This is a genomic window from Sphingomonas sp. Leaf25 (genome assembly GCF_001421635.1).
In the GTDB taxonomy this organism is placed as follows: domain Bacteria; phylum Pseudomonadota; class Alphaproteobacteria; order Sphingomonadales; family Sphingomonadaceae; genus Sphingomonas.
Map to the genome: position 1 here is coordinate 14,338 of NZ_LMKU01000026.1, position 26,357 is coordinate 40,694.

General features: G+C 67.4%; 17 protein-coding genes. 13 read left to right on the forward strand and 4 right to left on the reverse strand.

Going from position 1 to position 26,357, the window contains the following annotated elements; translation table 11 throughout:
• Positions 1–61 precede the first annotated feature (61 nt).
• Positions 62–1,072, reverse strand: a complete 1,011-nt coding sequence (locus ASE78_RS18955; RefSeq protein ID WP_056496622.1) for a rhamnan synthesis F family protein — start codon at positions 1,070–1,072, stop codon at positions 62–64.
• Positions 1,073–1,074: 2 nt separating this feature from the next.
• Positions 1,075–2,322: a hypothetical protein gene (locus tag ASE78_RS18960; protein WP_056496624.1), complete on the reverse strand. Its 1,248-nt coding sequence runs from the start codon at positions 2,320–2,322 to the stop codon at positions 1,075–1,077.
• Between the two features lie 187 nt (positions 2,323–2,509).
• Here ASE78_RS18960 and ASE78_RS10335 point away from each other — a divergent pair, with 187 nt between their 5' ends.
• The 4 genes from ASE78_RS10335 (at position 2,510) to ASE78_RS18305 (ending at position 7,021) form a co-directional block, all read left to right on the forward strand.
• Positions 2,510–3,541, forward strand: a complete 1,032-nt coding sequence (locus ASE78_RS10335; RefSeq protein WP_056496627.1) for an acyltransferase family protein — start codon at positions 2,510–2,512, stop codon at positions 3,539–3,541.
• Positions 3,538–5,061: a hypothetical protein gene (locus ASE78_RS10340; protein WP_056496631.1), complete on the forward strand. Its 1,524-nt coding sequence runs from the start codon at positions 3,538–3,540 to the stop codon at positions 5,059–5,061. The genes ASE78_RS10335 and ASE78_RS10340 overlap by 4 nt, the downstream gene beginning before the upstream one ends.
• 161 nt (positions 5,062–5,222) lie before the next feature.
• Entirely contained in the window at positions 5,223–6,119 is an 897-nt protein-coding gene (locus ASE78_RS18965) for a hypothetical protein (protein ID WP_056496633.1), read from the forward strand.
• Entirely contained in the window at positions 6,116–7,021 is a 906-nt protein-coding gene (locus ASE78_RS18305; RefSeq protein WP_162236488.1) for a glycosyltransferase family 2 protein, read from the forward strand. The genes ASE78_RS18965 and ASE78_RS18305 overlap by 4 nt, the downstream gene beginning before the upstream one ends.
• Positions 7,022–7,112: 91 nt before the next feature.
• Here the strand turns inward: ASE78_RS18305 and ASE78_RS10355 are convergent, their stop codons facing one another.
• A complete protein-coding gene (locus ASE78_RS10355; RefSeq protein ID WP_056496639.1) occupies positions 7,113–8,732 on the reverse strand; it encodes a glycosyl hydrolase family 28-related protein in 1,620 nt (539 codons plus the stop codon).
• Between the two features lie 407 nt (positions 8,733–9,139).
• Between ASE78_RS10355 and rfbC the strand changes: the two genes are divergently transcribed.
• The 5 genes from rfbC to ASE78_RS10380 are packed head-to-tail and all read left to right on the forward strand — an operon-like array spanning position 9,140 to position 13,700.
• Positions 9,140–9,697, forward strand: coding sequence for a dTDP-4-dehydrorhamnose 3,5-epimerase (gene rfbC / locus ASE78_RS10360; protein ID WP_056496642.1), 558 nt, complete (start codon positions 9,140–9,142; stop codon positions 9,695–9,697).
• 13 nt (positions 9,698–9,710) lie between these two features.
• A complete protein-coding gene (gene rfbB / locus ASE78_RS10365) occupies positions 9,711–10,763 on the forward strand; it encodes a dTDP-glucose 4,6-dehydratase (protein WP_056496646.1) in 1,053 nt (350 codons plus the stop codon).
• 33 nt (positions 10,764–10,796) lie between these two features.
• Positions 10,797–11,687: a dTDP-4-dehydrorhamnose reductase gene (rfbD, locus tag ASE78_RS10370; protein ID WP_235515007.1), complete on the forward strand. Its 891-nt coding sequence runs from the start codon at positions 10,797–10,799 to the stop codon at positions 11,685–11,687.
• The gene (gene rfbA, locus ASE78_RS10375; protein ID WP_056496653.1) at positions 11,684–12,559 is read left to right on the forward strand and encodes a glucose-1-phosphate thymidylyltransferase RfbA; all 876 of its coding nucleotides are present in this window, start codon (positions 11,684–11,686) and stop codon (positions 12,557–12,559) included. The genes rfbD and rfbA overlap by 4 nt, the downstream gene beginning before the upstream one ends.
• Before the next feature lie 25 nt (positions 12,560–12,584).
• Entirely contained in the window at positions 12,585–13,700 is a 1,116-nt protein-coding gene (locus ASE78_RS10380) for a glycosyltransferase family 4 protein (RefSeq protein WP_056496656.1), read from the forward strand.
• 64 nt (positions 13,701–13,764) lie between these two features.
• Here the strand turns inward: ASE78_RS10380 and ASE78_RS10385 are convergent, their stop codons facing one another.
• On the reverse strand, positions 13,765–14,079 hold the full coding sequence (locus tag ASE78_RS10385) for a hypothetical protein (protein ID WP_156351450.1): 315 nt from the start codon (positions 14,077–14,079) through the stop codon (positions 13,765–13,767).
• 355 nt (positions 14,080–14,434) lie between these two features.
• Between ASE78_RS10385 and ASE78_RS10390 the strand changes: the two genes are divergently transcribed.
• From ASE78_RS10390 to ASE78_RS10405, 4 genes are all read left to right on the forward strand, one after another.
• Positions 14,435–21,265, forward strand: coding sequence for a M10 family metallopeptidase C-terminal domain-containing protein (locus ASE78_RS10390; RefSeq protein WP_162236489.1), 6,831 nt, complete (start codon positions 14,435–14,437; stop codon positions 21,263–21,265).
• Positions 21,266–21,377: 112 nt separating this feature from the next.
• A complete protein-coding gene (locus tag ASE78_RS10395; protein ID WP_162236490.1) occupies positions 21,378–23,036 on the forward strand; it encodes a TolC family protein in 1,659 nt (552 codons plus the stop codon).
• Positions 23,036–24,769: a type I secretion system permease/ATPase gene (locus ASE78_RS10400; RefSeq protein ID WP_056496666.1), complete on the forward strand. Its 1,734-nt coding sequence runs from the start codon at positions 23,036–23,038 to the stop codon at positions 24,767–24,769. Before ASE78_RS10395 ends, ASE78_RS10400 begins: the two co-directional genes overlap by 1 nt.
• Positions 24,770–24,778: 9 nt before the next feature.
• Positions 24,779–26,095: an HlyD family type I secretion periplasmic adaptor subunit gene (locus ASE78_RS10405; RefSeq protein ID WP_056496669.1), complete on the forward strand. Its 1,317-nt coding sequence runs from the start codon at positions 24,779–24,781 to the stop codon at positions 26,093–26,095.
• The last annotated feature ends 262 nt before the right edge of the window (positions 26,096–26,357 follow it).

Sequence of the window (26,357 nt, forward strand, 5' to 3'; positions counted from 1 at the left end):
CGTTCGGGCAACCGACAGCGAACGGGTGCGCCTCGCGTCGTTATGCTCCGGCGTTGCCGGATCAGCCCCGCAGCCGCAGCAGCACGCCAAATGCACGCGCGGCGACCCAGCGGGGGCCGCGCGTCAGGGCGGTCACCACGCGGAACAGCGTCAGGTAGCGCGCGGCATGCCGCCCGCCGCTGCGATGATCGGCCAGCACGATGCCGCGGACCTCCGGCCAATAGACGTCGCGGTCGCGGCTGATCGCCAGCTGGCCCGGCGGCGGCACCGTGCCCCGCTGCGCGAGATCGGCCTCGATCGGCGGCACCATGTCGGGGGCATGCGCCCCCACCACCGCGCGCCAGCGTGCGGTGGTGCTCACCCGCATCCGGTTGAGCCGCAGCAGTTCTACCTTGAGGAACGGTACGCCGCTCTCAATCATCTCGCGCCACAGCAGATGTGCGGGGTTGTAGGGAACGGCGCGTGCGATCCCCCCACAATCGGCAAGAGTGAAGGCGGCATGATAGCGATAGCCCGCCCGCGCCAGCGCCTGGGTCAGCCCCACCTCGTAGCGCGTGACCAGTTCGAGCTTGCTGCCGGTCGGGGCCATGGGTTGCAGCATCAGCGCCGCGAACGCATCGGAGCGATAGGCGGAAGGGCGCAACAGCACGAACCAGCTTTGCAGATGCGGCGCGATCTCGAACGTCTCCAGTGCGCCGTAGAAATCAGCGTCGACGCCGGTCAGCCGGTCGACGAAGGCGGTGAGGTCGCCCAAGGGCGCATAGACGCTGTCGTTGGCCAGCAGCAGCAGCTCGGCCTGGATCGGGAACAGCGCGCGGCATGCCTCGATCCATCCGCCGAAGTCCATGCCGTGGTTGGCGCGCAGCACCAGTTCGGCACCCGTGGCGCGGACCTTCGCGCATTCCCCTTCGCTCAGCGGCGAGGTGGAAAGTACCAGCACAGCGAACCCCGCATCGGCCAGCGCGCGCAGATAGCGCACGACATGATCGGCGACGATCGCGTCCTGATGATACTGGGCGAACAGGCAGAGCCGCCGCGCGCCGCGCAGCCGGGTGAGGTCCACCCCGTGCATCGTCACCGTGCCGCCGGGCGCAACGCGGCGAGGACCGGGGCGAAGCTCGTCGCCCAGTCGCGCAGCAGCCGGTCGTCGCGCAGCGCCGCCTCGCGCACGCCCGTGTCGCGCGCGCGCGCCGCGCCTTCGCGCAGCGCCGCGACCAAGGCATCGATCGACAGCGGGGCATAGAGGATATTGTCGCTGTAATGCCGTTCGGTCCCCTTGGGACCGAAGCGGTTGGTCACCACCACCGCGCCGCAGGCGGCAAGATCGAGCGGGGGATAGCTGGGATGCGGGGTGTACATCAGCGACAGGCCGAGATCGGCTTGGCGGACCAGTTCGGCATAGGCCGCCCAGGGGACGGTGTCGTGATATTCGATCGCGCGGTCGCCGAAGTCGATGTGCGGCACGTCGACGCCGAAGAAATGGACGTTCCATTCCGCCGCCGGGAACAGCCCCTCGGCAAAGGCGCGCTCCAGCACCGCGATGCCGCGCAGGAACAGGTTCCGCGCATGGTTGGGCCGGGCATAGAAGAACAGGTTGCTCCGCCCGTCGTGCGGGGCGGGGTGGTAGATCGACGCGGGAAAGGCGGGTTCGAACGCGATGCCGTTCGCGGCGGGGCCCGTCGTGCCGGTCTGGCGGAAATGGTCGAGCAGCAGAGCGGTGTTGATGACGTAGCGGATGCCGGTGTCTGCCAACACCTCGTCGCACAGCAGTTGCTGGTCGCCGCCGGCATAGAACATCCGCTCGTCCTCCTGGAGCAGATAGACGATCTGGTGCGGCGGCACCGCGTGACGCGCCGACCAGGTACTCCACCACGAGGTGGTCAGCACGATGTCGTCCGGCCCCAGCGGGACGGCCGCATCGGTGGCCGCGCCGGTGAAGTGCAGCACCTCGATCGTACCGGTGAAGGCCACGCCCTGAAGCTTGAGCAGGCCGTGCAGCGCGGCGATATCGTGGCGCTGCTGGCGGGTGACGATGCGCAGCGGGCGACCCCACGCCTCGGCCATGGTCGCGGCGAGCAGCAGCGCGGTGCCGACCCCGCCCATCAGTTGTTCGGGCACGATACTGTCGGTCACCATCGTGATCCGCGCCGCATCCCCCGGGCGCGCCACGATGCGCAGCGGGTTCAGGTTGCCGAGCGCGCGGGTAGTCAGTGCGGCGACGCTCACCGGGCGGGTATTGCGCTTGCGGCGGCGCAGCGCGGCGACGACCGGGTCTTGCACCGCGACGGGCAGACGCGCGAAGGCACGCCGGAGAATGGACATCGGGGCAACTCCTGGGACAGATCGTCGGCCCGTCCCTAGGCAAAGCAGGCCGCAAACTCAATCGCACGGGGCCATGCGGAGTATGGGGCGCCGATTGTCCGCAGGCGGCGCGCGGTCTATGGACGCGCTTTCCCAGGGCCAACGGAGACGCATCATTCCATCCCCGCCTCCCGCCCCCGACCGACAGATGCTGCCCAGCCTGCAACTTGGGCGATTCCTCGCCGCGCTGGCGGTGGTGTGCTTCCATGCGAACCTGACGCTGGCGCTGCCCAAATATTACGGGTCCGAAGTGCTGCCGCTGGCCCGCGCCGGCTATGCCGGGGTCGAATATTTCTTCGTACTCAGCGGCTTCATCATCGTCGTCGCCCATTGGCGCGACCTGACCGGCACCCCGCGCCCCGCCGCCTTCGCGTGGAAGCGGTTCCGGCGCATCTTCCCGCCGCTATGGGTGGTGCTGTTGCCGCTGGCGGTGCTGGTGCTGGCGAAGCCGGAGTTCAGCCCGCTGCCCGGCGTCGGCCCGGTCGATATCCTATGGTCGTTCGCGCTGCTGCCGCCGCGCGACGCCTATCAGCACGAACCGCTGCTGTCGGTGCTGTGGACGCTGCGCTTCGAGATGCTGTTCTACGCGCTGTTCCTGCTGTTCCTGCTCCGGCGCGGCGCGGCGATCGTGGTGGGAGCAGCGTGGCTGCTGGCGTCGGCCGCCAGCCTTGCCGGTGAAGGGGAATCGCTCCACCCCTTCTGGATTGCGCCCTTTCCGCTGCTGTTCGCGATCGGCGCGGGAGCGGGGTGGCTGCACGCACGGCAGGTGCGCCTCGCATGGCCGCCGCTGCTGGGGGCGGGGGGCGTGCTGCTGGCGCTCGCCGCCACGATCGCGATGCGCGCGCCCGGCGGTTTCCATGCGGCATGGCTGGTGCTGCTGTTCGGGGCCGGGGCGGGGCTGTGCATCGTGGGTGCCGCCGCGCGCGACCGCGCCCGCGGCGGGCAGGGCGGATCGCGGATCGCCACCTTCCTCGGCGATGCCTCCTATGCGATCTACCTCGTGCATTTCCCGCTGCTCTCGATCCTGTGCAAGCTCGCGGTGCGGCTGATGCCGGGGGTGCCCGCGAGCGCGGTGTTCGCGGGGGCGGTCGCCGCTTCGGTCGCGGCGGGGGTAGCGTTCCATGTCGCGGTCGAGCGCCCGCTGCTGCGCTGGATCCCGGCGCGGTTGCCCGGCCAGTGACGGTCGGGCGCCGCGCCGCTCTGGGCGGGGGGTTGCTGCTGGGCGGTGGGGCGCTGCTCGGCCTGCCCCGCCCACCGTCCGCGCCGCCGCCCGCCGGCCCGGAGGATGCGGCGCTCGTCGCGCGTTCGGCGCGGATCGCACGGGGTGGGCAGGTCGCGCATCTCCAGACGCCCGTCACCGGGCTGAACGTGCAGATGACCGACGGCCAGTCGCTGGCCGACGGGCAGGAGACCTGGCCTGCGCTGTCGACCGGAAATTACGACGGCAATCTCATGCTGGGCGATGCGGTGTGGTACGCCAACCGCGACCCCGCAGACCGCAAGGGGCAGTTCGTGCCCTTCGGCGCGGAGGCGTTGCGACCGTTACGCGCGGTGACGCTGGATGCGGCGCATACCGCGATCCTCGACCCTGCCAGGGTCGCGGCGCTGCCGCCGGGCGACGCCGCGTTCGGCGAGCCGCCCGCGATCGGCCTCGCCAACGGCCTCAAGCGGCTGATGAACCGCCGCCGCCGCATCGCCGCCGACCCTGCGCGGCGGATCGTCGCGGTCGATACCGCCTATTCGGGGCAGGACATCGCCCGGCTGCTGCCCGGCGCGCCGTTCGGCTTCTTCGAACGATCGGTCGATGCGGTTCGCCGCGTCCATGCGCTGCGCCGGGCGGAGGCGTGCGTCGTGCTGCTCAATCTGCTGATGGTGGGCGAGTTCAACTATTACGACCCCGACGGGCGCGGGGTGGACACGACCCATGCCCATTTCGTGCGTGCGCTGAACGCCTATATCGATGCCAAACAGCGCCATTTCGCCGCGATCACCGGCCAGTCGCGCCCGTTCGCGACCTTTCTACACCAGGCAGGCGGGGTCTATACCCGCGACCGCGACGCGACCGGACGCCCCGGCCTTGCCGTCGGGCAGGCGCAGGTCGACGTGTCGCTGGCGCGTCGCGATACCTTTCTCGTCGGGCCGGTCTATCCGGTGACCGACAAGAACGGGCATCTCGACAGCAACGGATCGCGCTGGTTCGGCAATCAGGTCGCGAAGGTCGCGTACCGGGTGCTGGTCGAGGGGCGCGACTGGGAACCGCTCCATCCGCTCTGGATCGACCGGGAAGGCCGGGTGATCCGCATCGGCTTCCACGTGCCCGCCCCGCCGCTGCGCTTCGCCGCACCGTGGATCGGCAGCGTGGCGCAGCCGGTGGCGCACCACGGCTTTCGTATCAGCGACGATGCGGGCGACGTGCCGATTGCCGACGTGGCGCTGGCCGGGCAGGCGATCGTGCGCATCGACCTGGCGCGCGATGTCCGGGGGCAGGCGCAGGTCTGGTTCGCGCACGAGGGCGTCGGCGGCAACGGCGGCTTGTGCGACAGCGACGATGTCGTGCTGCCCGATCGCTATGTCGATCGCCCCGGCATGTATCCCGCGGCACGGATAGCGGCGTTGCTGGATCGGTCCTATCCGGCGGCGAACTGGTGCGTCGCCTTCTGGCGCCCGGTCGGTTTCCGCGATCCGCGCGGGATCGGGTAAGCGGGAAATAGCTTGCTGCCGCCTGCGACACTACTTCCCCCTTGGAACGGAGGGGAGAAGCCAAACGCCCGATCCGTCCCGCCGTAACGGACGCCAGGTTTTCACCCCACTGTTCGGCGCGCCGATTGCAGTCCGCCCCCCGCTGGTCCAAAGGGCCACGCATGCACAGCCTCGCGCCGACCGCCCGTCCGGTTCCCGGCACCATCTCCCCCTGGCCGTTCCGTGCGTCGCGCCGCGCGCCGCGCGCGCTGGCCGGGCGGGTGCGGGGCATGCTCCGCAGCCTGCGTGGCGCACCCGCGAGCCTCGAGATCAAGCCGGTAACGCAGCGTCCGCGCTGGTCGCTGTATTTCGTCTGGGCTCCGGACGGAAGGATCGAGGATTGCCACCGCTTCACGCTTGCCCGGCTGCGCGAACGCGACGCCGGGGTGCTGGTGGTGGTGGCGACGCCGACCCCGGCGGACATCCCGCGCGAGCTCTACGATGCCGCCGATGCGCTGTGGTGGAAGGCCCTCTCGGGCTACGATTTCTCCGCCTATGCGATCGGACTGCACGCGATCGCCGCCGCGTCACCGGCGGCGGACGTGTTCGTAATGAACGATTCAGTGTTCGGCCCGCTGCTCCCCCTCGAACCGCTGCTCGACACGCCATGGGATCTTACGGCCATGACCGCATCGTCGCTGTTCGAGAATCATGTGCAGAGCTATGCCTTCCACCTGCGCGGGGTGACGCCTGCGCGGATGCGCGCGCTGGCGTCGGTATTCTCCCGCCGTTGGAGCGTCGGGCAGTTCCAGGACGTGGTGTTCCTGCAGGAGACGCGCTTCGCCCGCGTCGCGGCGCGGACCATGTCGGTCGGCGCATGGTGGTGGGCGGCGCAGGGCACCGGCAGCGACCTGATGGTGCGCGAAACCGGCGCGCTGGTCGATGCGGGCATGCCCTTCGTCAAGCGATCGCTGTTCGGCAAGAAGCGCGAGGAGGCGGATGCCCCCGCCGTCGCTGCCGCCCTCGCGCTGCTGGCGCGCCATCATCACCCTATAGCCGGACTGGACCCCGCCGCATGACCCCGCCCCCCCCGGCATCTTCCGCTCCCCCGCGCATCGCAATCGTCACCGTGCTGTATAACAGCGCCGAGGTGCTCCCCGATTTCCTCGCCTCGCTCGACCGGCAAACGGCGCGCGACTGGCTGCTGATCGCGGTCGACAATGCATCGAGCGACACGTGCGTCGCGATGGTCCAGGGCTGGGCCGGCCCCGCCGACATCATCCGCAACACCGCCAATGTCGGCTTCGCCGTTGCGACCAATCAGGGGATCGAGCGGGCGCGGACGCTGGGCTATGACTCGGTGCTGCTGCTGAACAACGACACCGCGTTCGACGGCGACTTCATGGGCGGGCTCGCCGAACAGGCGACGCAGGTGCCCGCGCCGATCCTCGCCCCGGTGGTGCTGTATCACGCGACGCCCGACCGGGCGTGGTTCGCGGGCGGCGGCTTCACCTGGGCGCGCGGCGCATACATGGCTCATGCCAGCGAGAAGATCCCGTCGGGCGATGCGCCGTGGTGGCCGGCCGATTTCGCGCCGGGCTGCGCGCTGCTCGTGCCGATGGCGGTGTTCGACCGCATCGGGCTGCTCGACGAACGCTTTTTCGTCTATTGGGAGGATGCCGATTTCTGCATGCGCTGCCGGAAGGCGGGGGTGGCGATCGCGGTGCTACGCACGCCGACCATCCTGCACAAGGTCAGCGTGCTGACCGAGGGGGTGAATTCGCCCTTTTCGATCCGCATGTACCAGCAGAACCAGATCCGGTTCCTGTACAAGCATCTGGGGCGCGCCGCGACGCTGGCGCAGACCCCGCTGCTGGTGGTCAAGGCATTGCAGCGCTTCGTGCGGCGGTGCGAGCCTTGGTCCGCCACCCGCCTGCGGCTGCGCACGATCGCTGCCGCGCTGGCGGAACGCGAGGGATAGGGAGCCTCCTCCCACCGTTCGTGCCGACACCTCCCGCCTGCGCGGAAATGACGGAAAGCGGGCGACATCGTGAACCGTGTCGCCCGCCCCTTCACCGCAACAGCAGTTCGATCGATTCGATCTCGATCGTCGTCGCCCCGCCCGAACGTTCCAGGTAGAAGCCGCGCCGCGCGCGGGCCGATTGCGGGGAGAAGGCGAGCGGGCAGTCGAACCGCTGGAACCGCGGGGACAGGCGCAGGGGCACCGCCGCGCTGCCGGCATCGTCCTCCATCTGCCCGATCGTCAGCACCTCCGTGCCTCCGGGGCTGCGCGCGACGATGCGCAGGACATAGGCCTGCCCCGCCTCCAGCAGTGCATTTTCGGGGCCGAAGGTCAGACGCGCCTGTGCCGCGAAACCGGGCAGCAGCAGCAGCGTATCGCCGCGCACCGCCAGATACCGGTCGGCGTGGTTGGCGAACAGCATCGGCGCGTCGAACATGCCGATCGTGCGCCCGTCGATCCGCCGCCCCGGCACTGACGACGAACGAAAGCCGTTCCAGATGCCGAACTCCGGCGAGCGGAAGTCGAAGGCGCAGGCATTGGTCTGACTGAAGATCACCGGCACCCGGTCGGTGATCGCGCCGTCGCCGTCGACCAGCGCCAGATAGCGCGCACCCTTGCGCGGCCAGCCCCCGGTGGTGCCGGGATCGATGATCTCGCCATAGGTCTGCCCGCCGGGCTGGTAGCGATAGACGAAGCCAGTGACACGGCTCGCGCCGTCGATCCGGTTGTCGCGCAGGATGGTGGTGAGGCGCTCACCCCCCGGATTGCGCCCGATGCGCGGCGCGCCCACCGCCGATGCGTCGATGAACCCGGTCAGGGTGATGGTTACATCGTCCTCACCATGTTCGAGGTAATTGTCGCGGATGCGGGCGTGGCGTGCGGTCGTCTTGATGAAGATGCATTCGGGGCTGCCCGCCGCCAGTATGTCGTTGTGCTCGATCAGGTTCTGCGACCCGAAGGTGCCGACCGACAGCTCAAGAACCTGGAAGCGGGTGGCCAAGGTGATGCGGTTGCGGCGCACCGCATTCAGGTCGCAGCCCACCAGCAGCACATTGATGCCGAAGCCGATGATCTCGCACCCCTCGATCACCCCGTCGAACATCTTGGTCCAGGCGATGCCGACGCCGGTGCCGCGTTCGCGCGCCACCACCTCGCAGTCGCGCACCGCAGGCCGCGTGCCATAGGGCATGTCGGATCTGGCGCCATCGTCCACGTGGCCGCGCTCGGGATCGTTGAAGCGGATCGGATGGTCGGCGGTCAGGCGCAGGTTGGCGATCACCGGCATGCCGCGCCGCGCGGTGTCATGATCGCGGCTGTACCACAGGCAGCCGCTGCCCGGCACGTCGTTGACGATCCACGCGACGCGCGCGCCCGCATTGACCGATACCGCGCCCGATACCGATTGTCCGACGGCCAGCTCGATCGGACGGGTGATGCGGTAGCGGCCGGGCGGCAGCACGATTGGCCGCCCGCTGTCGGCCGCCGCCTGCAATGCGGCGCTGTCGTCGTGGCTACCGTCGCCCTTCGCGCCGAACTGCATCGGCGAGACGGGGCCGCCCCCGTCGTTCCCGGCCTGTGCCGCCGCGACCGGCGCGGCGGTGAGCGCCGCCCCCCCGGCGACGACGGCACCGAGCGCGGAGCGGCGCGAAACGATGTGGGGATCGGACATGATATTCGGGTCTCCTGATCGATCCGCCGGGGATGGTCCGACAGGGATCGGGGCGGGCGGCATGATGAAAGATTGCCCGCGCATAATATTCTAGCTATCGGGGCACAGCTTTTGCACAGGATGGGGCAATCGGATGGAATGAGCCGTCGCCGGGTTGTTCTTTGTCGTACCGGCAGCGTTGATAGGTGGTTTCGCTGTCCATAGCAGTCTCTATCAGCGCCGCCACGTGAAACTGGTGACCCGTTCCAAACGCCTCCGAACGTCCGACTGAAAACGCGCTGAACGTATTTCGGGGGGTGCGGCACTACCTTGAAAAACGTCTTCCCGCGCGTTTCCCATAGGGCCACGCAACCCGCGCAGAGTATCCCTGTTGCCCCGCAGCAAGGGCCTGTCTAAAGGCGGATCCCATGCCTGTTCAACTCATCCGCCCCAAGCGCTTCGGCGACAGCCGTGGCTGGTTCACCGAAGTCTATTCGGTTCCCGCCTTTACCAGCCTCGGGATCGACTGCACCTTCGTGCAGGACAACCATTCCTACTCTGCGCCCGCCTTCACGCTGCGCGGACTGCATTTCCAGACGCCGGACCGGGGCCAGGACAAGCTGGTGCGCTGCATCCGTGGGCGCATTTTCGACGTTGCGGTCGACGTTCGCAAGGGCTCGCCGACCTATGGTCAGTGGGTCGGAGCCGAGCTCAGCGCCGAGAACGGGCATCAGCTCTTCATTCCGATCGGGTTCGCGCACGGCTTCGTGACGCTCGAGCCCGATTGCGAAGTCACCTACAAATGTTCGGACACCTATGCTCCGGCGAACGACGGCGGCATCCGTTGGGACAGCGTCGGGATCGACTGGCCGATGCCCGAGGGCACGATCCCCGAGCTGAGCGACAAGGACAAGGTGCAGCCCGCCCTCGCCGCGTTCGACAGCCCGTTCGCCTATGACGGCCGTCCGCTGGCCCCGCTTTCCTAAAAGGACTTAACCCATGCGCATTTTCGTCACCGGCGGTGCCGGCTTCATCGGTTCGGCCCTCGTGCGCCACCTGATCGAGAACACCAACCACGAAGTTCTGAACTTCGACAAGCTGACCTATGCCGGCACGCTGACCACGGTCGAGCGCGTCGCCGACAGCGATCGCTATCAGTTCGTGCAGGGCGACATCTGCGACGCCGACGCCGTCCGCGAAGCGATCACGGCGTTCAAGCCCGACGTCGTCACGCACCTTGCCGCCGAGAGCCATGTCGACCGTTCGATCGACGGCCCCGGCGCGTTCATCCAGACGAATGTCGTCGGCACCTTCGTGATGCTGTCCGAAGCGCGCGCCTATTGGCTGGGGCTGGACGCGGACGCCAAGGCAGCGTTCCGCTTCCACCATATCTCGACCGACGAAGTGTACGGGACGCTGGGCGACACCGGTCTGTTCACCGAGGAAACGCCGTACGATCCGCGTTCGCCCTATTCGGCGTCGAAGGCCGGGTCGGACCACCTCGTCAGCGCATGGGGCCACACCTTCGGCCTGCCGGTGCTCATCACCAACTGCTCGAACAACTACGGTCCCTATCACTTCCCCGAGAAGCTGGTCCCGCTGATGATCGCCAAGGCACTGGATGGCGAGCCGCTGCCGATCTACGGCAAGGGCGATCAGGTCCGCGACTGGCTCTATGTCGAGGATCACGTCCGCGCGCTGCAGGCGGTGTTCGAGCGGGGCGAGGTCGGCCGCACCTACAATGTCGGTGGCCATAACGAGCGGCAGAACATCGAGGTCGTCCAGACACTGTGCGCGATCCTCGACGAGCTGCGCCCGCGTGCCGATGGCAAGCCCTATGCCAAGCAGATGACCGAGGTCGCCGACCGTCCCGGCCACGACAAGCGCTATGCGATCGACGCCGCGCGCATCGGCGAGGAGCTTGGCTGGCATCCGGCCGAGACGTTCGAGACCGGCATCCGCAAGACCGTCGAATGGTATCTGGCGAACGAGGCATGGTGGCGTCCGCTGGTCGCGGCCAAGGCATCGCAGCGTCGCGGTGTCGCAGCGTAAGATTGTCGACGTGTCGACATGTCGGAGAATGATGTGACCAAGACGATCCTTGTCACCGGAGCGGGCGGCCAGCTCGGGACCGAACTGCAACGCTGCGCATGGCCCGAGGGGTACGAGGTCGTCGCGATCGATCACGACACGCTCGACCTGACCGATACGGCGGCGATCACCGCCAAGGTCGCCGAACAGGAATGGGCGGCGGTCATCAACGGTGCCGCCTATACCGCGGTCGACAAGGCCGAGAGTGATCTCGTCACCGCATGGGGCGTCAACGCCATGGCCCCGGCCGCCTTCGCCGAAGCCTGTGTGAAGGCGGGCATTCCGCTGGTGCAGGTGTCGACCGACTATGTCTTCGCCGGCGACAAGCAGGGCGCGTGGGAGGTGAACGATCCGGTCGCACCGCTCGGTGTCTATGGTGCCTCCAAGCTCGGCGGCGAGCTGGCAGTGCGGACCAGCGGCGTGCGCCATGCGATCGTGCGCACCGCCTGGGTCGTGTCGGCGCATGGCAATAACTTCGTCAAGACGATGCTGCGCGTCGGGGCCACCCGTGACCAGCTCTCGGTCGTTGCCGACCAGCATGGCTCGCCGACCAGCGCCGCCGATCTGGCGCAGGCGCTGATGACGATCACGCTGCGGCTGATCGAGGACGAGGCGGCCCCGACCGGCACCTTCCACTTCAGCAACGCCGGGGAAGTGAGCTGGGCGGGCTTCGCCACCGAAATCTTTGCGCAGAGCGCAGCACGCGGCGGGGCCACGGCAGAGGTCGTGCCGATCCCGAGCAGCGACTATCCCACCCCGGCCAAGCGTCCGGCCAATTCCCTGCTGAGCCACGACGCGATCCGCGCCGCCTATGGCATTGAGCCGCGCGACTGGCAGGCAGCACTCAGCGACATTCTCGACGAACTGATCGGAGCACGCACATGAAGGGCATCATCCTCGCCGGCGGTTCGGGCACCCGCCTCCACCCGGCTACCCTCGCCGTCAACAAGCAGTTGCTGCCGGTCTACGACAAGCCGATGATCTATTATCCGCTGTCGGTGCTGATGCTGGCCGGCATCCGCGACATCCTCATCATCTCGTCGCCGGAGTTCATCGACAACTACCGCCGCCTGTTCGGCGACGGATCGGCGCTCGGCCTCACCATGACCTATGCCGAGCAGCCGAGCCCCGATGGTCTCGCGCAGGCGTTCACCATCGGCGCGGACTTCATCGGCGACGACAATGTCGCGCTGGTGTTGGGCGACAACATCTTCTTCGGCGCGCACCTGACCGACCTGCTGGCGAGCGCCGTCGCGCGGCCGACTGGCGCCACCGTGTTCAGCTACCGCGTCGAGGACCCCGAACGCTACGGCGTGGTCGAGTTCGGCGAAGGCGGCCGCGCGATCAGCCTCGAGGAAAAGCCCGAGGCGCCGAAGTCGAACCATGCGGTGACCGGCCTGTACTTCTACGACAACCGCGTCGTCGAGTTCGCCCGCAACCTCAAGCCTTCCCCGCGCGGCGAGCTCGAGATCACCGACCTCAACCGGCTCTACATGGAGGCGGGCGACCTCTATGTCGAACAGATGGGCCGCGGCTATGCGTGGCTCGACACCGGCACCCACGACAGCCTGCTCGAAGCCGGCGAGTTCGTCCGCACGCTCCAGCACCGCCAGGGCGTGCAGGTCGCGTGTCTCGAGGAGATCGCGTTCGAGATGGGGTTCATCTCGGCCGATCAGGCTCGTGCGGCGGGTGAGCGGTTCAAGAAGACCAATTACGGCCGCGCGATCCTGAACGCGGTGAACGCGGCCGGGGTATGATGCCTCAGCCACGGGCGGACGCGCGATGAGGTTCCTGCTCAACCTGTCGAGCATCGCCGCTCATCCGACCGGCCTCGGCAGCTACGCCATGCGGATCGGCGAGCATGTCGTCGACCGTTATGCGGCGACGGTGCTGGCTCCGGCCTATCTGTCGCTTCCGCCGCACGTCGACCGGATCGAGACGCCCGCGCATATCGCCATTGCTGCTGCGCCCAAGTCGCAATTCGCCCGGCTGCGCGTGCTGGCGCAGCGGCAGTTGTTCCATCTGCGCGGACCGATCGGGCGCGACGATTTCGTCTATACCCCGACGCACCATGGTTTCTTCAACACCCGGCAACAGATCGTGACGATCCACGATCTGATCTCGCTGCACTACCCTGAGAATTTTCCCCGCCAGGCGCAGTTCTTCCGCAAGGTGATGCCGCGGATCATCGCCCGCTCGCGCGCGGTGTTCACCGTGTCGGAGGCGACACGGCAGGAAGTGATCGACGTCTTCCGGCTTGAGCCCGAGCGGGTGTTCGTCGTGTCGAACATGATCGAGCCGCGGGTGCCGACTGCGCCCGTGCCGGTGCCGGACGACAAGGAAGATTATCTCCTCGTGGTGGGGTGCCACCTACCACACAAGAACATCGAAGAGATATTGCGCGTCGCACCGCTCTGGACGCCGCACTACCGCCTCAAGATCGTCGGCGCGACCGGCGACTATGGCCGCCGCATCCGTGCGCTGGTCAACGACATGCGGCTCGGGTCCCATGTCGAGTTCGTGCCCTTTGTCGCCGATGCCGAGCTGGACCGGCTGTACCGTAGCGCTGCGGCATTGCTCTACCCATCGCTGGTCGAGGGATTCGGACTGCCACCGCTCGAGGCGCTGACCCGCGGTACCCGTGCGATCGTGTCCGACATCGCGGTCCACCGTGAGGTGATGGGCGAGGCTGCGACCTTCGTGACGCTTGGCGACGAGACAAGCTGGGCACACGCCTTCGCGACGCTCGCCGCCGAACGCGGCGTACCGATCGATGCGGCGGCGCGGGCGGCGGTGCTGGATCGCTACGGCACGCAGGCGGTGGCCGAGCAGTTCGACCGGGCGCTGGCGGCGGCCGCTCCCGACGTGGAGCGCATCGCCCGCCGATTGCACGGGTAGCACGGCGCGGCCAGAACATCAGGCAACGCACCAGAGCTTCGATCCGGCAAAGCCGGGTCAGGCCCTAGCGTGTCCGTACGTCGTTTCCCGGCCGAGCGGCGGCAATGGCGGCATACCCGCCGCAGTGGCGCTTGCCCCCCGCCGCATCCGCCACCGCCTGCCCGCAATAGCCCTGTGCTTCCATCGCCACATTGCGCAACACCAGCGCGCGCCCGTCGTGCAGTTCGATCGTCAGGAGGCCGTCGGGACCCACGCGGACAAAAGCGCTCGACAGGATCCGGCGGCCCAGCGCCGCAGCCGGGGTATCGCGGTCCTTGGCGGGACGGGCGGCGTGCGCGGTACTGCGCGCACCCGCCGGAGCCTGATCGTAAATCGGCATGGCGGCATTCCAGTGCGGGAGGGAAGCGGCGACCAGCATCGCGCAGCAAGAGAACAGGACAGGATGCATCACGTGTCCATGCTATGCGCACGGCAGCGCCAAGTCATGCGGCAACTGCACCCCGCCCCGGCGGCGCGGCATGCGCTCGGCCAGCGGCTTCCTCCGGTCAGCTTCGGTAAATACGAAGTAAAACCGTCATTTGACCTTAATTCCATAAAGTACGGAATGCACTGGAAGGGCTGCTTGACGCGCTCGGGGGGAACATGGATAAATTGTAATAATAGCCGGTTTGGCGGTCCGGGCCGTCCCGTTTCGGGAAGTGGATCGCACGTCCGGTGGTTCAAAGGGGATTATGATGAGCACGTCCGAACTCGGCTTTGGTGCATCTAACGGCGACATGGGCACCGGCACCGTCGACCTGCTAACGGACATTCCCCATGAAACCGTCGTGGCGGGCTGCGGCTGCGCGATCTGTCAGGGGATGCGCGACGGCGTCGACAAGACCCAGTCCGGCGTCACCGATGCCAACCCGGAAGGGAACAACATCGGCACGCTGTTGACCCTGGTTACCAATCCCGATGGCAGCCGCTCGTTCACCGGCAACCGCAACGTCGATGCCACGCTGATCGGTTCCAAATGGGGTACCCAAAACCTCACCTACAGCTTTCCGCTGACCGGATCGAACTACAACGGCAACGGCTATGACAGCAACGGCGTCAGCCTGTACCATATCGACCTCGGCGGATTGCAGCAGGCCGCGGCACGCGCATCCTTCGCGCAGATTTCGGCGGCGACCAACCTGACCTTCCGCGAGATCGTCGAAACCGATACCGAACACGCCAACATCCGCATCTCACAGAGCGCGGATCAAGACGTAGGCTCCGCCTATGGCGGCTTCCCGTCGGATACGCGCGGCGTTGCAGGGGATATCTGGTTCGGTCGCACCAACCAACCCTTCTACGATCTCTCGGTCAAGGGTACATGGGGCTATTCCACCATGATGCACGAGATCGGCCACACCATGGGGCTGAAGCACGGGCATCAGGACTATACCAATTCCGACCTGTCCTTCTATTTCGGCACTGCGCCGCGCTTCGGCACCCAGTCGCTGACTCCCGACCGCGATGGCCAGGCATGGTCGCTGATGACCTATACTCCCGCCCCCGGCACCAGCGGCTTCGCGGGCGAGAAGGTCAACCAGCCCCAGACCTACATGCAGTATGACCTGGCGGCGCTGCAGTATATGTACGGTGCCAACTACACCACTAACGCCAGCGACACGACCTACACCTTCAGCCAAACGACCGGCGAGATGTTCGTCAACGGCATCAGCCAGGGCATCCCCTCGGGCAACAAGATCTTCCTGACCATCTGGGACGGCGGCGGCAACGACACGATCGATGCCAGCAATTATGCGAACGGCGTGACGATCGACCTGCGGCCCGGCGAGTATTCGACGGTCGACCAGGCACAGTTGGCTAACAGCCTCGCCTATCAGAACGGGGTCGCGCTGGCTCCGGGCAACATCGCCATGTCGCTGCTCTACAACAACGACGCACGCTCGCTGATCGAGAATGCGAAGGGCGGCGCGGGCAACGACGTGTTTGTTGGCAACATGGCCAACAACATCCTCGACGGCGGCGCGGGCAGCGACACGGTGGTGTTCACCAACACTACCGGCGTCACCGTCACGCTGAACGACACCGGCGCCGATGTCGTCGTCACCCATGATGGCGAAACCGACATCCTGCGCAGCATCGAGAACATCCAGGGCACCGCCGGCAACGACGTGCTGACTGGCAACAGCCAGAACAACACGCTGAGCGGCGGGCGCAGCGGCAGCGATGTGCTCTCGGGCGGGGCGGGCGATGACCGTCTGATCGGCGGCGGCTTTACGGTCGTGAACAACGCGCTGATCACCAAGGCGCAGTCGGATTCCAATCTGAGCATCGCGACCGCAATCAACCCGCAGGCGCGGAATGCCTATACGCTGACGAGCGACGCGAACGTCACCAGTTCGACCACGCTGCCGCACGCGACGATCAACGCGACCGCGACCGGCGGCGGGCTGGAATATTACCGCGTCGATGCGACGGCGGGATCGAGCGCAATCTTCGACATCGACTTCAGCAGCATCGACACCTGGATCGAACTGGTCGACGCGGCCGGAACCATTCTCGCCTCGAACGACGATAACGGCAATGATCCGGGCAGCTCGGCTACCAACAGCCTCATCGGCTATACCTTCGCCACAGCGGGCACCTATTATCTGCGCGTCGGACGCTGGACCGCGAACGAGGATGCACAGGCGCAGCCGCTGGCGGCGGGCACCACCTATACGCTGCACATCTCGCTCAGCTCGGCGGCGGTGAACTCCTCGCCCTTCTCGGCAATCAACAACAGCAGCGCGGTGCTTGACGGCGGCGAGGGCAACGACTTACTCCAGGGCACGCTGGGCAACGACACGATCGCCGGCGGCGCGGGCACCGACACCGCATCGTTCGCCACCGCGTTCAGCAACACCGCGACCGGCGTGATGGTCGACCTGGCACTTCAGGGCACGGCGCAGAACACCGGGGCTGCGGGCAGCGACACGCTCAGCGGCATCGAGAATCTGGTCGGCTCGTCATATAACGACACGCTGCTCGGCGACGCTGGAGCCAACGTCATCGAGGGTGGCGGCGGCAACGACACGCTGGTCGGCGGCGCGGGTGACGATACCGCCTCCTATGCGGGCGCGGCGGCGGGCGTGAACGTCAGCCTCGGACTCCAGGGCCAGGCACAGAACACGGGCGCGGCGGGCAACGACACGCTCAGCGGCTTCCAGAACCTGCTCGGCTCGGCGTTCAACGACACGCTGACCGGCGATGCGGGCGAGAATGTGCTGACCGGCGGCGCGGGCGACGACACGCTCGCCACCGGCGGCAATGCGGCGGGAACCGTCGACCTGCTCGATGGCGGCACCGGCAGCGACACCGCATCGTTCGCGGGCTATACCACCGGCGTCACGGCCACGCTGCGCGGGAGTGCCGATGGCAGCGCCGCGATCGGCGGCGCGGCGATCGCGGCGCTGCGCGGCATCGAGAACCTCGTCGGCGGCACGGGCAGCGACATGCTGACCGGCGACGCGGGCGACAACGTTCTCGAAGGCGGCCTTGGCGACGACATGCTCGACGGTGGCGCGGGCAGCGACACCGCATCGTTCGTCGGCACGACGGCAGTGACGCTCGATCTGCGCGTTACCACTGCGCAGGCCACCGGGGCCGGCAATGACACCCTCGTCAACATCGAGAACGTCCGCACCGGATCGGGCAACGACACCATCACCGGCAGTGCCAGCGACAACGTGTTCTACGAGGGTGGCGGCAACGACAGCTACAACGGTAGCGGCGGCGTCGACACAATCGACTATTCGCGGGTGAGTGGATCGGTGACGGTCAACCTGAACCTCACGACCGCGCAGAACACCGTGGGTACCGGCGGGACCGACACGATCACCGACATCGAGAACGTGGTCGGGGCAGCGTTCGGCGTCAACACTCTGACCGGCGGCAACACCTCGGCCAACCGCCTGACCGGCGGCGCGAGCAACGACTATCTGATCGGCGGCGGCCTGAACGACGTGCTGATCGGCGGCGCGGGCAGCGACGTGCTGTTCGGCGACTATGTCAATACGTTCAGCACCGGGGCGACGAACGCCGACGGCGACGACGTGCTGGAAGGCGGCGCAAGCAACGATTCGCTGGTCGGCGGCATGGGCAACGACATCCTGCGCGGCGGCGACGGCGACGATACGCTGATCGGCGGCATCGCCAACGGCAGCTCGGCCGGGGTCAGCACCATCTACACCAACGACGGTGGCGACGACGTCTATGACGGCGGCGAGGGCAGCGACACTGCCTATGCCTATTACACCGACCGCGCCGCCGGCATCAGCTTCAACCTCGCCAATGTGGCGGGCAACAGCGCGATCCTGGTCGATGGCGTCGCGCGCGGATCGTTCACCAGCATCGAACGGGTGATCTTCCGCGGCGGTACCGGCAACGACAATGTCGTCGGCACCGCCGGCGTCGACACGCTGCTCGGCAACCAGGGCGACGACGTACTTGATGGCTGGTACGGCAACGATGTGCTCTTAGGCGGGCTTGGCAACGACACGCTGAACGGCGGCGAGGGCCTCGACACCGCGTCCTTCGTCAACGCGACCGCCGGGGTCACCGTCGACCTGCGCATCGCGGGCCAGGCGCAGGATACCGGCGAGGGTCTCGATACCTTCAACGGCATCGAATATCTGACCGGCTCGGGCTTTGGCGACACGCTGCGCGGCAACGACGACTTCAACCTGATCGTCGACAACGCGGTCGCTGCAACGACCGCGCTCAGCCAGACCGACGCGCTGTACGGCTATGGCGGCAACGACAGCATCCTGGTCACCCGCGCGGCCAACAGCGTGGCGACCACCATCGTCATGGACGGCGGCGATGGCAGCGACTTCATCGAACTGCGCAGTGGCACGCTCATCGGCGGCGGACTGGCAAGCCTAGGCAATGGCCTGTCCACCGCGACCTATCTGGCGCTCGGCGCGGTCTCGACCGATCGCAACCTAGACGTGGTGAACGTCGACGGCGGCGCGGGCGACGACCGCATCGTGCTGAGCGGCGTCGCGCGGGCGACGATCGATGCCGGATCGGGCAACGACTTCGTCAGCATCAGCATGCGCGGCGCGGCGGGCGTCAACAATCATCGGATCACGCTGGGATCGGGGGCCGACACCATCCAGCTGGGCATCGGGGGACTGGTGGCCGAAGCGACCAGCACCTTCCGCCAGAACGTGGTGACCGATTTCGAACGCGGCGACAGCGGCGACCGGTTCGAGCTGACCACCTATCTGAACCAGGGGCTGACGAACTACACCGCCAACAGCAACGCATTCACCAGCGGCCATCTGCGGCTGTTCCAGTCGGGCACCTCGCTGGAACTCCAGGTCGATCGTGACGGCACGACTGGGACCGCCAACGGCTTCGTGACGATCTTCAGCCTAGCCAACGCCTATACCGGCGGGCTGACCGCGTTCAATTTCGATGGCTTTATCGGCAATCTGTCGCTCAGCGGCTTTGCTGGTGACGAGACGATCACCGGCGCCACCGGTAGCGACATCCTGAGCGGCGGCGGCGGCAACGACGTGCTCATCGGCCTTGCGGGCAACGACATGCTCATGGGTGACGATGGTGACGACGTGCTGATCGGCGGGGCGGGCGACGACCGGCTGTTCGGCGGGGCGGGCAGCGACACGGCTAGCTATGCCGATGCGGCGGTGGGCGTCACCGTCAGCCTCGCGATCGCCGGAGCGCAGGCGACCGGCGACGGTTCGGACACGCTCGAGGGGATCGAGAACCTGATCGGGTCGCGCTTCAACGACATCCTGACCGGCGATGCCGGGGCAAACCGCCTCGAGGGGGGCGCGGGTAGCGACAGGCTGGACGGTGGCGAGGGTGATGATACCGTCAGCTATGCCGGCGCGATGGCGGGCGTCACCGTCAACCTGATGCAGGGCAGCACGATAAAGACGGCGGGCGGTGCCGACATCCTGATCGGGATCGAGAATGTCGTCGGATCGGCGTTCGGCGACACGCTGACTGGCGGTGCGGGCAGAAACTACATCGAAGCCGGGGCGGGCGACGACACCGTATCGGGCGGGCTCGGCGATGATATGCTGTTCGGCGGCGATGGTTTCGACACGTTGTCCTACGCCGATTCCACCCAGCGGGTTTCTGTCAATCTCGCCAATAACGAAGCCACCGAATTCGAGGGTGGCAATGACCGGATGTACGGGTTCGAGCGCTTGGTGTTGGGGGCCGGCGACGACTACGTCAACGGCAGCATACTCGGCGACATCGTCGAGGGCGGCGCTGGCAATGATGAAATCTTCGGCGATAGCGGCGACGACCGGTTGTTCGGCGATAGCGGCGACGACCGGCTAATCGGCGGCGACGGCAACGACCTGCTCGATGGTGGCGTCGGCGCTGATCTCATGTACGGCGGCGACGCAGGCGATACCTATGTCGTCGATAACATCGGCGATCAGGTGATTGAGAATGCCGGCTTTGGCGGCGACACGGTCTTGGCAAGCATCAGCTACACCTTGGGCAGCAATCTGGAGCGCCTGGTCCTGACCGGCACGTCGGCGATCAACGCCACCGGCAACGACGCCGACAACTATCTGCTGGGCAATGCCGGCCGCAACATCCTGTCGGGTGGTGCCGGCGGCGACATCATCGCAACCGTGGCGGGCAACGCCGCGATCAAGGTTGGCGGCGGATCGGACCAGGTGATCGGCGGCAGCGGCTTCGACACGGTAATGCTGGGTGGCGCCCAGTCCGACTATCGCCTGCTGAGCAGCGGCGGGCGCAACTTCCTCGTGTCCTCGAGTGGCGCGACTGAAGTGTCCGAGGTCGAGCAGGCAGGCTTCTTCAGCCCCGGCTTCCAGTCGTGGTCGAACGTGCTGGCGACCACTACCGCCTTCGACGCGATGAGCTACATCGCCGGTTATAGCGACCTGCGAGCCGCCTTCGGCACCAACGCGGCGGCCGGTGCGCAGCATTTCATCGACTATGGCTTCGCCGAGGGCCGCAGTCTTGCGTTCAACGCGCTCGACTATATCGCATCGCACAGCGACCTGCGTGCCGCCTTCGGTACCGATGTGACCGCGGGTGCGAAGCACTTCATCGAATATGGCGCCGCCGAGGGGCGGACGACCGATTTCGATGGCTGGGCGTATCTGGCATCCTATGGTGACCTGATCCAGTTCTACGGTGCCGACGAGGCCGGGGCGGCGAAGCATTTCATCCAGTACGGCGCGGCCGAGGGACGCATGGCGAGCTTTGACGCGCTGGCCTATGCCGCGACCTATGCCGATGTTGCCGCCGCGTTCGGGACCGACAAGGAAGCGCTCGCCCGCCACTATGTGCTCTACGGCTATGCCGAGGGTCGTTCGCCGGGCGTGGCGGCGACCGGTGCGGTGACGGCGACGACCGCCGGTGCAGTCGATGCCGGCGGGCACGACACCGTGCCGGCATCCGCGTTCGCCGATGCGACGGCGGGCCATGTCGATGGGGTGAAGTTCACCGGCGAAAGCTGGTTCGGCGAAATCGGTGTCCCCTACAACGACATGATGGTAATCGCCTGAAGCAAGGCTCCCCGGACCCGTTCTCCACGGGTCCGGGGATGCCATGTTGTGTTTTGCGCGACGATGGTGCTTTGCTTCCCCTTCCATGCAACGTCAGTCAGCCATCCGCGCCATGATCGTATCGACCACCGGCGGGTGCCGTACCCCACGCATCGGCCGTGCCGTCCTCCTCGGCACGATCGCGCTGGCCGCAGTGCCGGCATCGGCGAGGCAGGCGGTGCCCACCCCTTCAGGATCGCTGGTGATGGATCCGCAGCAAGGTGCCACGCCGCGCCCGCTGCCCCAGACACCCACCACGCCGCCGGCAGCTAGCCCTGCCCCGGTTTCCGGGCCGAGTGCTCCGGTTTCCGGACCGTTGCTGTCGCTGCCCCCGGCCACCCCCGCCGCCGCTACGCCCGGAACGGTGACGCCGGCCGAACCGCTGCCTGTGCCGCGCACCCGGATCGAAGGCGGGCTGCCTGTACCTGTCACCGATCCACTGCGCATTGATCCCGCCGCCGACCCGATACTACGTCTAGCGCGGGCATCGGCCGACCCGGTGCCATTCCGCACCGCCGTAGCCGATGCGGTACGCCGCAATCCGGCGCTGGACGAGGCGACGGCTCAGGTCGACGAAGCCGAAGCGGTGCGCGACGAGGCCGAGGCCCGCGCGCTGCCGAGCGCCGACCTGACCTTTTCCAGCTTCGAGGTGCTCAGTCGCGCCTTTTCCAACGATCCGCGCAACGTGCTCGAACGCTCGCGACCGCGCAACCGCACCGATGCGCTGCTGCGCGTCCAGCAGCCGATGGTGGACTGGGGGGCCAGTCTCAGCCGAATCCGTGCCGGCCGCGCCCGGTTGGAAGCGGCCCGGGCCGGGGTCGAGGATACAGGCACGCAGGTCGCGCTGCGTGCGGTATCGTCCTGGTATCAGGTCTATGGCTATCGGGTACTCGTCCGCTTGGCAGAGGTGTTCGCCACCGGGCAGCGCGACCTGCGCACCGCGCTGGAGCGCCGCATTACGCAAGGAGCGGCGGCAGCGGGCGACGTGGCGCAGGTGGACGGCTACATCGCCGCGGCCGATACCCAAGTCGCCGACTTCCGCCGCCTGCTGCGCGGTGCCGAGGCGCAATACGTCGCAGTGATCGGCGCTGCGCCGCCCGCCAACCTCGGCCGCGCACCCGAGCCGGCGCTGGCCGGGGTTAGCACTGCGGGCATTGCGGGCGACGTCGATCGCCTGCCCACAGTCCGGATCGCACAGGCCGGGGCCGATGCCGCGCGGCTCGATGCGCGGGCGTCACGCGCCGACTTGTTGCCGCAGTTAGGGGTCGGCATCGATGCCGGGCGCTACGGCGTCTTCGAAACCGAGCGCGATTATGACATCCGCGGCAGCGTGACCGTATCGATGCGGATCGGCGGCGGCGGAGAGCAGCGCGCGCGCCAGGCGGCAGCGCGCGCGAGCGGGGCCGACGCCCGGCTGCGCCGCACCCGGATCGACGCCCGGCGCGACGCCGAGATCGCGCTGTCCGACGTCGCCGCGCTGGAGGCGGCGCGGACGGCGATCGAAACCAACTATGTCGCCGCCAGGCGCGCGCGCGACGTACTCGCCGAACGTTTCCGGGTGGCACGCGGCACCTTGTTCGACCTGCTGGGTGCCGAGAACAATTATTTCGGCGTGGCGTCACGCTATATCCAGACCGTCATCGAACTCGACAGTGCCCGCTACGCCCTGCTTGCCCGTACCGGCCGGTTGCTGCCGGCGCTCGGCATCGCCCCTGCAACGCTGGACCCATAATGAGCCATTCTCCCGATCTGGTCGAGCTGCCCCGGCCGCGCTTCGCGCCGTGGCTGATGGAGCCGATGTTCCGCAACAAGCGCGCATATATGAAGGTCGCGCTAGCTGCCGCGATGATCAACGTCTTCGGCCTCATCACCTCGCTTTTCACCATGACGGTGTACGACCGGGTGGTGCCCAACAACGCCTTCACCTCGCTGACTGCACTCTCGATCGGGTTGCTGGTGGTGGTGGTGTTCGATTTCCTGCTGCGAATCCTGCGCGCCTATTTCACCGACCTTGCCGGGGCGGACATCGACTATGACATCGGCGGGCGGGTGTTCCGCCGGCTCGTCGCGATCCGGCTCGATCAGAAGAAGGGGTCGACCGGGGCATTGACCGGCATGATGCGCGAGTTGGAGACGCTGCGCGATTTCTTCGCCTCAGCCACCATGACCGCGCTGGTCGACGTGCCGTTCATCGTCGTCACGCTGGTGTTCATAGCGGTCCTGGGCGGGCCGCTGGTCTGGGTACCGCTCGCCGCGATCCCGCTGGTGATTGGGGCCGGTTGGCTGACCCGTCCCGCGCTCGATCGTCTATCGGCGAAATCGATGCGCGAGGGGCTGTCCAAGCAAAGCGTGCTGGTTGAGACGGTCGGCGCGCTCGAGATGGTCAAGACGTCAGGCGCCGGACGGCTGTTGGGACGGCGCTGGAGCCGGGCCAATGTGGCGCATGGCGACAGTTCCACACGGCAGCGACTGGTTTCGACGATCGCGACGACGGTTGCCGCCTCGGCCAACACGCTCGCTTATGCGGGCACCGTGGTGGTGGGCGTGTTCCTGATTGCCGACCATCGCCTCACCACAGGCGCGTTGGTCGCCTGCTCGATCCTGTCGGGCCGCGCGGTACAACCGCTGGCGACCATCGCCTCGCTGCTCTCGCGCATTTCGGCGACCCGCACCGCCTATCGCCAGATCGACACCATGATGGAAACCGCTTCGGAAGAGCCGGGCGAAGGCGCGCTGCGTCCGGCGCGGTTCGAGGGCCGGATCGAGCTGCGCGGTGTCGCGTTCCACTATCCCGGTGCGGCGGAAAAGACGCTCGACGGGTTCGACCTCGTCGTGCCGGCCGGACAGCGTGTCGCGCTGCTGGGCCGGGTCGGGTCGGGCAAATCGACGATCGCGCGGCTCGTCCTGGGGCTATATCCGCCGCAGGAAGGGCTGGTAATGATCGACGGCAGCGACATCCGCCAATATGATCCCGAAACGATGCGCGGCCTGATCGGCACTGCGCTTCAGGAACCCGTGCTCCTGTCGGGCAGCGTGCGCGAGAACATCGTGCTCGACCGTGCGGGAATCGACGATACTGAAATGCTGCGCGTCGCCGAGCTGTCGGGCACCCATGCGTTCATGGGGCGGATCGCCAATGGCTACGACCGGCAACTCGCTGATCGCGGTGAAGGACTGTCGGGCGGTCAGCGCCAAGCCATCTCGCTTGCCCGCGCGCTGGCCGGGCATCCGCAGATTTTGATCTTCGACGAACCCACCAGCGCGATGGACCAGGCAACCGAAGCACAACTGATCGCCCGCCTCGAAACCGAGCTTCGGGGGCGTACCTTCCTGCTCGTCACCCACCGCCCCGCGTTGCTGCGGCTCGTCGAACGGATCGTGGTTGTTGAGAATGGCCGTGTCGTGCAGGACGGACCACGTGATGCCGTGCTCAAGGAACTCCAGCGCCCCCGTGCAGCGGCCTGAAACCCGAACATGACCAATACCCGCACCGCCCCCGCCCATCTCGAGGATCTGGCCGACCGGATCAAACCCCGGGCAGTTTCCAACCTGCTGCTGTGGCTGATCCTGGGCTTCGTCGTTGTCTTTGCGATCTGGGCCAGCGTCGTGAAGCTAGACCGCACCGTGCATGCCTTCGGACGGGTGGTCCCGTCGAGCCGTTTGCAGGTGCTCAGCAACCTCGAAGGCGGGATCGTCGCGCAGATCCTCGTGCGGGCGGGCGATGTCGTGCGCCGTGGCCAGCCCCTCGTCCGGCTCGATCGGACGCAGGCCGGGGCCGAACTCGGCAGCTCGGAGGCGACGGTCGCCGCGCTGACCGCAAAAATCGCGCGATTGCAAGCAGAAATCGCCGGGCGCGATCCGGCCTATCCCGCCGCGACCACACCCGAGATCGCCGAGCAGATCGGGATCGAGCGTTCGCTTCACGCGGCACGGATGAGCGATCTCGCGAGCCTGAGCGCGGCGGCGAGCGCACGGCAGACACAGGCGGTGCGCACCGTCGCCGAAGCGCAGGCCGCCTATCAGTCGCGGGTTTCGGCCCGGGATTCCGCCCGACGCCAGCTCGAACTGATCCGACCGCTGGTACAGCGCGGGATCGAGCCGCAACTGACGCTCATCCAGCTCGAGAACAGCGCAGCGGTCGCCACCACCGATGCGGCCCAGGCGGCGGCCGCGATCGCCCGGGCGCAGGCTGCGGTTTCTGAGGCACAAGCATCGCTGATGCAGGTGCGCGGGGGCTGGCGGGCGCAGGCAGGCACCGAACTGGCCGCAGCGCAGGCCGAACTGGCCGCCCGCCGCCAGGCAGTACCAGCACTGGCCGCCCGGCTTGACCGGTCGACGCTTACCGCCCCGGTCCACGGGCGGATCAACCGGGTATTGGTATCCACCGTCGGTGCCAGCATCGGTCCGGGACAGCCGATCGTCGAGGTGGTTCCCTCCGCCGATGCACTGACTGTCGAGGCGATGGTCAATCCCAAGGACATCGCCTCGGTCCGGATCGGGCAGCCCGCCCGGATCAATGTGACGGCATATGAATCCGGTGTTTATGGCGGCATGGAAGGCCGGGTCGTCACCATATCGCCCGATGCCACCGTCGACGAGCGTACCGGCGAAAGTCATTACCTGGTCCGCGTTCGCGCCGATGCGCAGAATTTCCGGGGACCGGACGGACGACGGTTGCCGATCGGGCCGGGGATGACCGCCGATGTGAATCTCATCGGCGAGAAGCGTTCGGTGATGGCCTATATCCTCTCGCCCTTCACACGGCTTCGTGAGGATGCGTTCCGGGAATAGAAGGCGCATCACCACAACATGCCCGCCGAATGATTGCCGACGATGTCGGATGGATCCCCACAGTCGAAATCGGACTCGTCCATCGCCGGTTCCGAGTTGATCTACCATGTGCGGGCGAGGCAGCGAACGTCATCAGCCGCCCGTCGAAGCGCGCGCCATCGGTGACCTTCCCGCGTCGGATGAAGCCGTAGCGCCGGCAGATTGAAGCGTCCCGGGTTTCCTGGAGGCTCCCACTTGTGAGTAGGAGCATCGGTAATGAGCA

What these genes read in the sequence shown, in the direction of transcription:
- ASE78_RS18955 (WP_056496622.1), bottom strand. Translation starts at nt 1,072, where the DNA reads ATGCACGGGGTGGACCTCACCCGGCTGCGCGGCGCGCGGCGGCTCTGC.
- ASE78_RS18960 (WP_056496624.1), bottom strand. Translation starts at nt 2,322, where the DNA reads ATGTCCATTCTCCGGCGTGCCTTCGCGCGTCTGCCCGTCGCGGTGCAA.
- ASE78_RS10335 (WP_056496627.1), top strand. Translation starts at nt 2,510, where the DNA reads ATGCTGCCCAGCCTGCAACTTGGGCGATTCCTCGCCGCGCTGGCGGTG.
- ASE78_RS18965 (WP_056496633.1), top strand. Translation starts at nt 5,223, where the DNA reads ATGCACAGCCTCGCGCCGACCGCCCGTCCGGTTCCCGGCACCATCTCC.
- ASE78_RS18305 (WP_162236488.1), top strand. Translation starts at nt 6,116, where the DNA reads ATGACCCCGCCCCCCCCGGCATCTTCCGCTCCCCCGCGCATCGCAATC.
- ASE78_RS10355 (WP_056496639.1), bottom strand. Translation starts at nt 8,732, where the DNA reads ATGTCCGATCCCCACATCGTTTCGCGCCGCTCCGCGCTCGGTGCCGTC.
- rfbC (WP_056496642.1), top strand. Translation starts at nt 9,140, where the DNA reads ATGCCTGTTCAACTCATCCGCCCCAAGCGCTTCGGCGACAGCCGTGGC.
- rfbB (WP_056496646.1), top strand. Translation starts at nt 9,711, where the DNA reads ATGCGCATTTTCGTCACCGGCGGTGCCGGCTTCATCGGTTCGGCCCTC.
- rfbA (WP_056496653.1), top strand. Translation starts at nt 11,684, where the DNA reads ATGAAGGGCATCATCCTCGCCGGCGGTTCGGGCACCCGCCTCCACCCG.
- ASE78_RS10380 (WP_056496656.1), top strand. Translation starts at nt 12,585, where the DNA reads ATGAGGTTCCTGCTCAACCTGTCGAGCATCGCCGCTCATCCGACCGGC.
- ASE78_RS10385 (WP_156351450.1), bottom strand. Translation starts at nt 14,079, where the DNA reads ATGCCGATTTACGATCAGGCTCCGGCGGGTGCGCGCAGTACCGCGCAC.
- ASE78_RS10390 (WP_162236489.1), top strand. Translation starts at nt 14,435, where the DNA reads ATGAGCACGTCCGAACTCGGCTTTGGTGCATCTAACGGCGACATGGGC.
- ASE78_RS10395 (WP_162236490.1), top strand. Translation starts at nt 21,378, where the DNA reads ATGATCGTATCGACCACCGGCGGGTGCCGTACCCCACGCATCGGCCGT.
- ASE78_RS10400 (WP_056496666.1), top strand. Translation starts at nt 23,036, where the DNA reads ATGAGCCATTCTCCCGATCTGGTCGAGCTGCCCCGGCCGCGCTTCGCG.
- ASE78_RS10405 (WP_056496669.1), top strand. Translation starts at nt 24,779, where the DNA reads ATGACCAATACCCGCACCGCCCCCGCCCATCTCGAGGATCTGGCCGAC.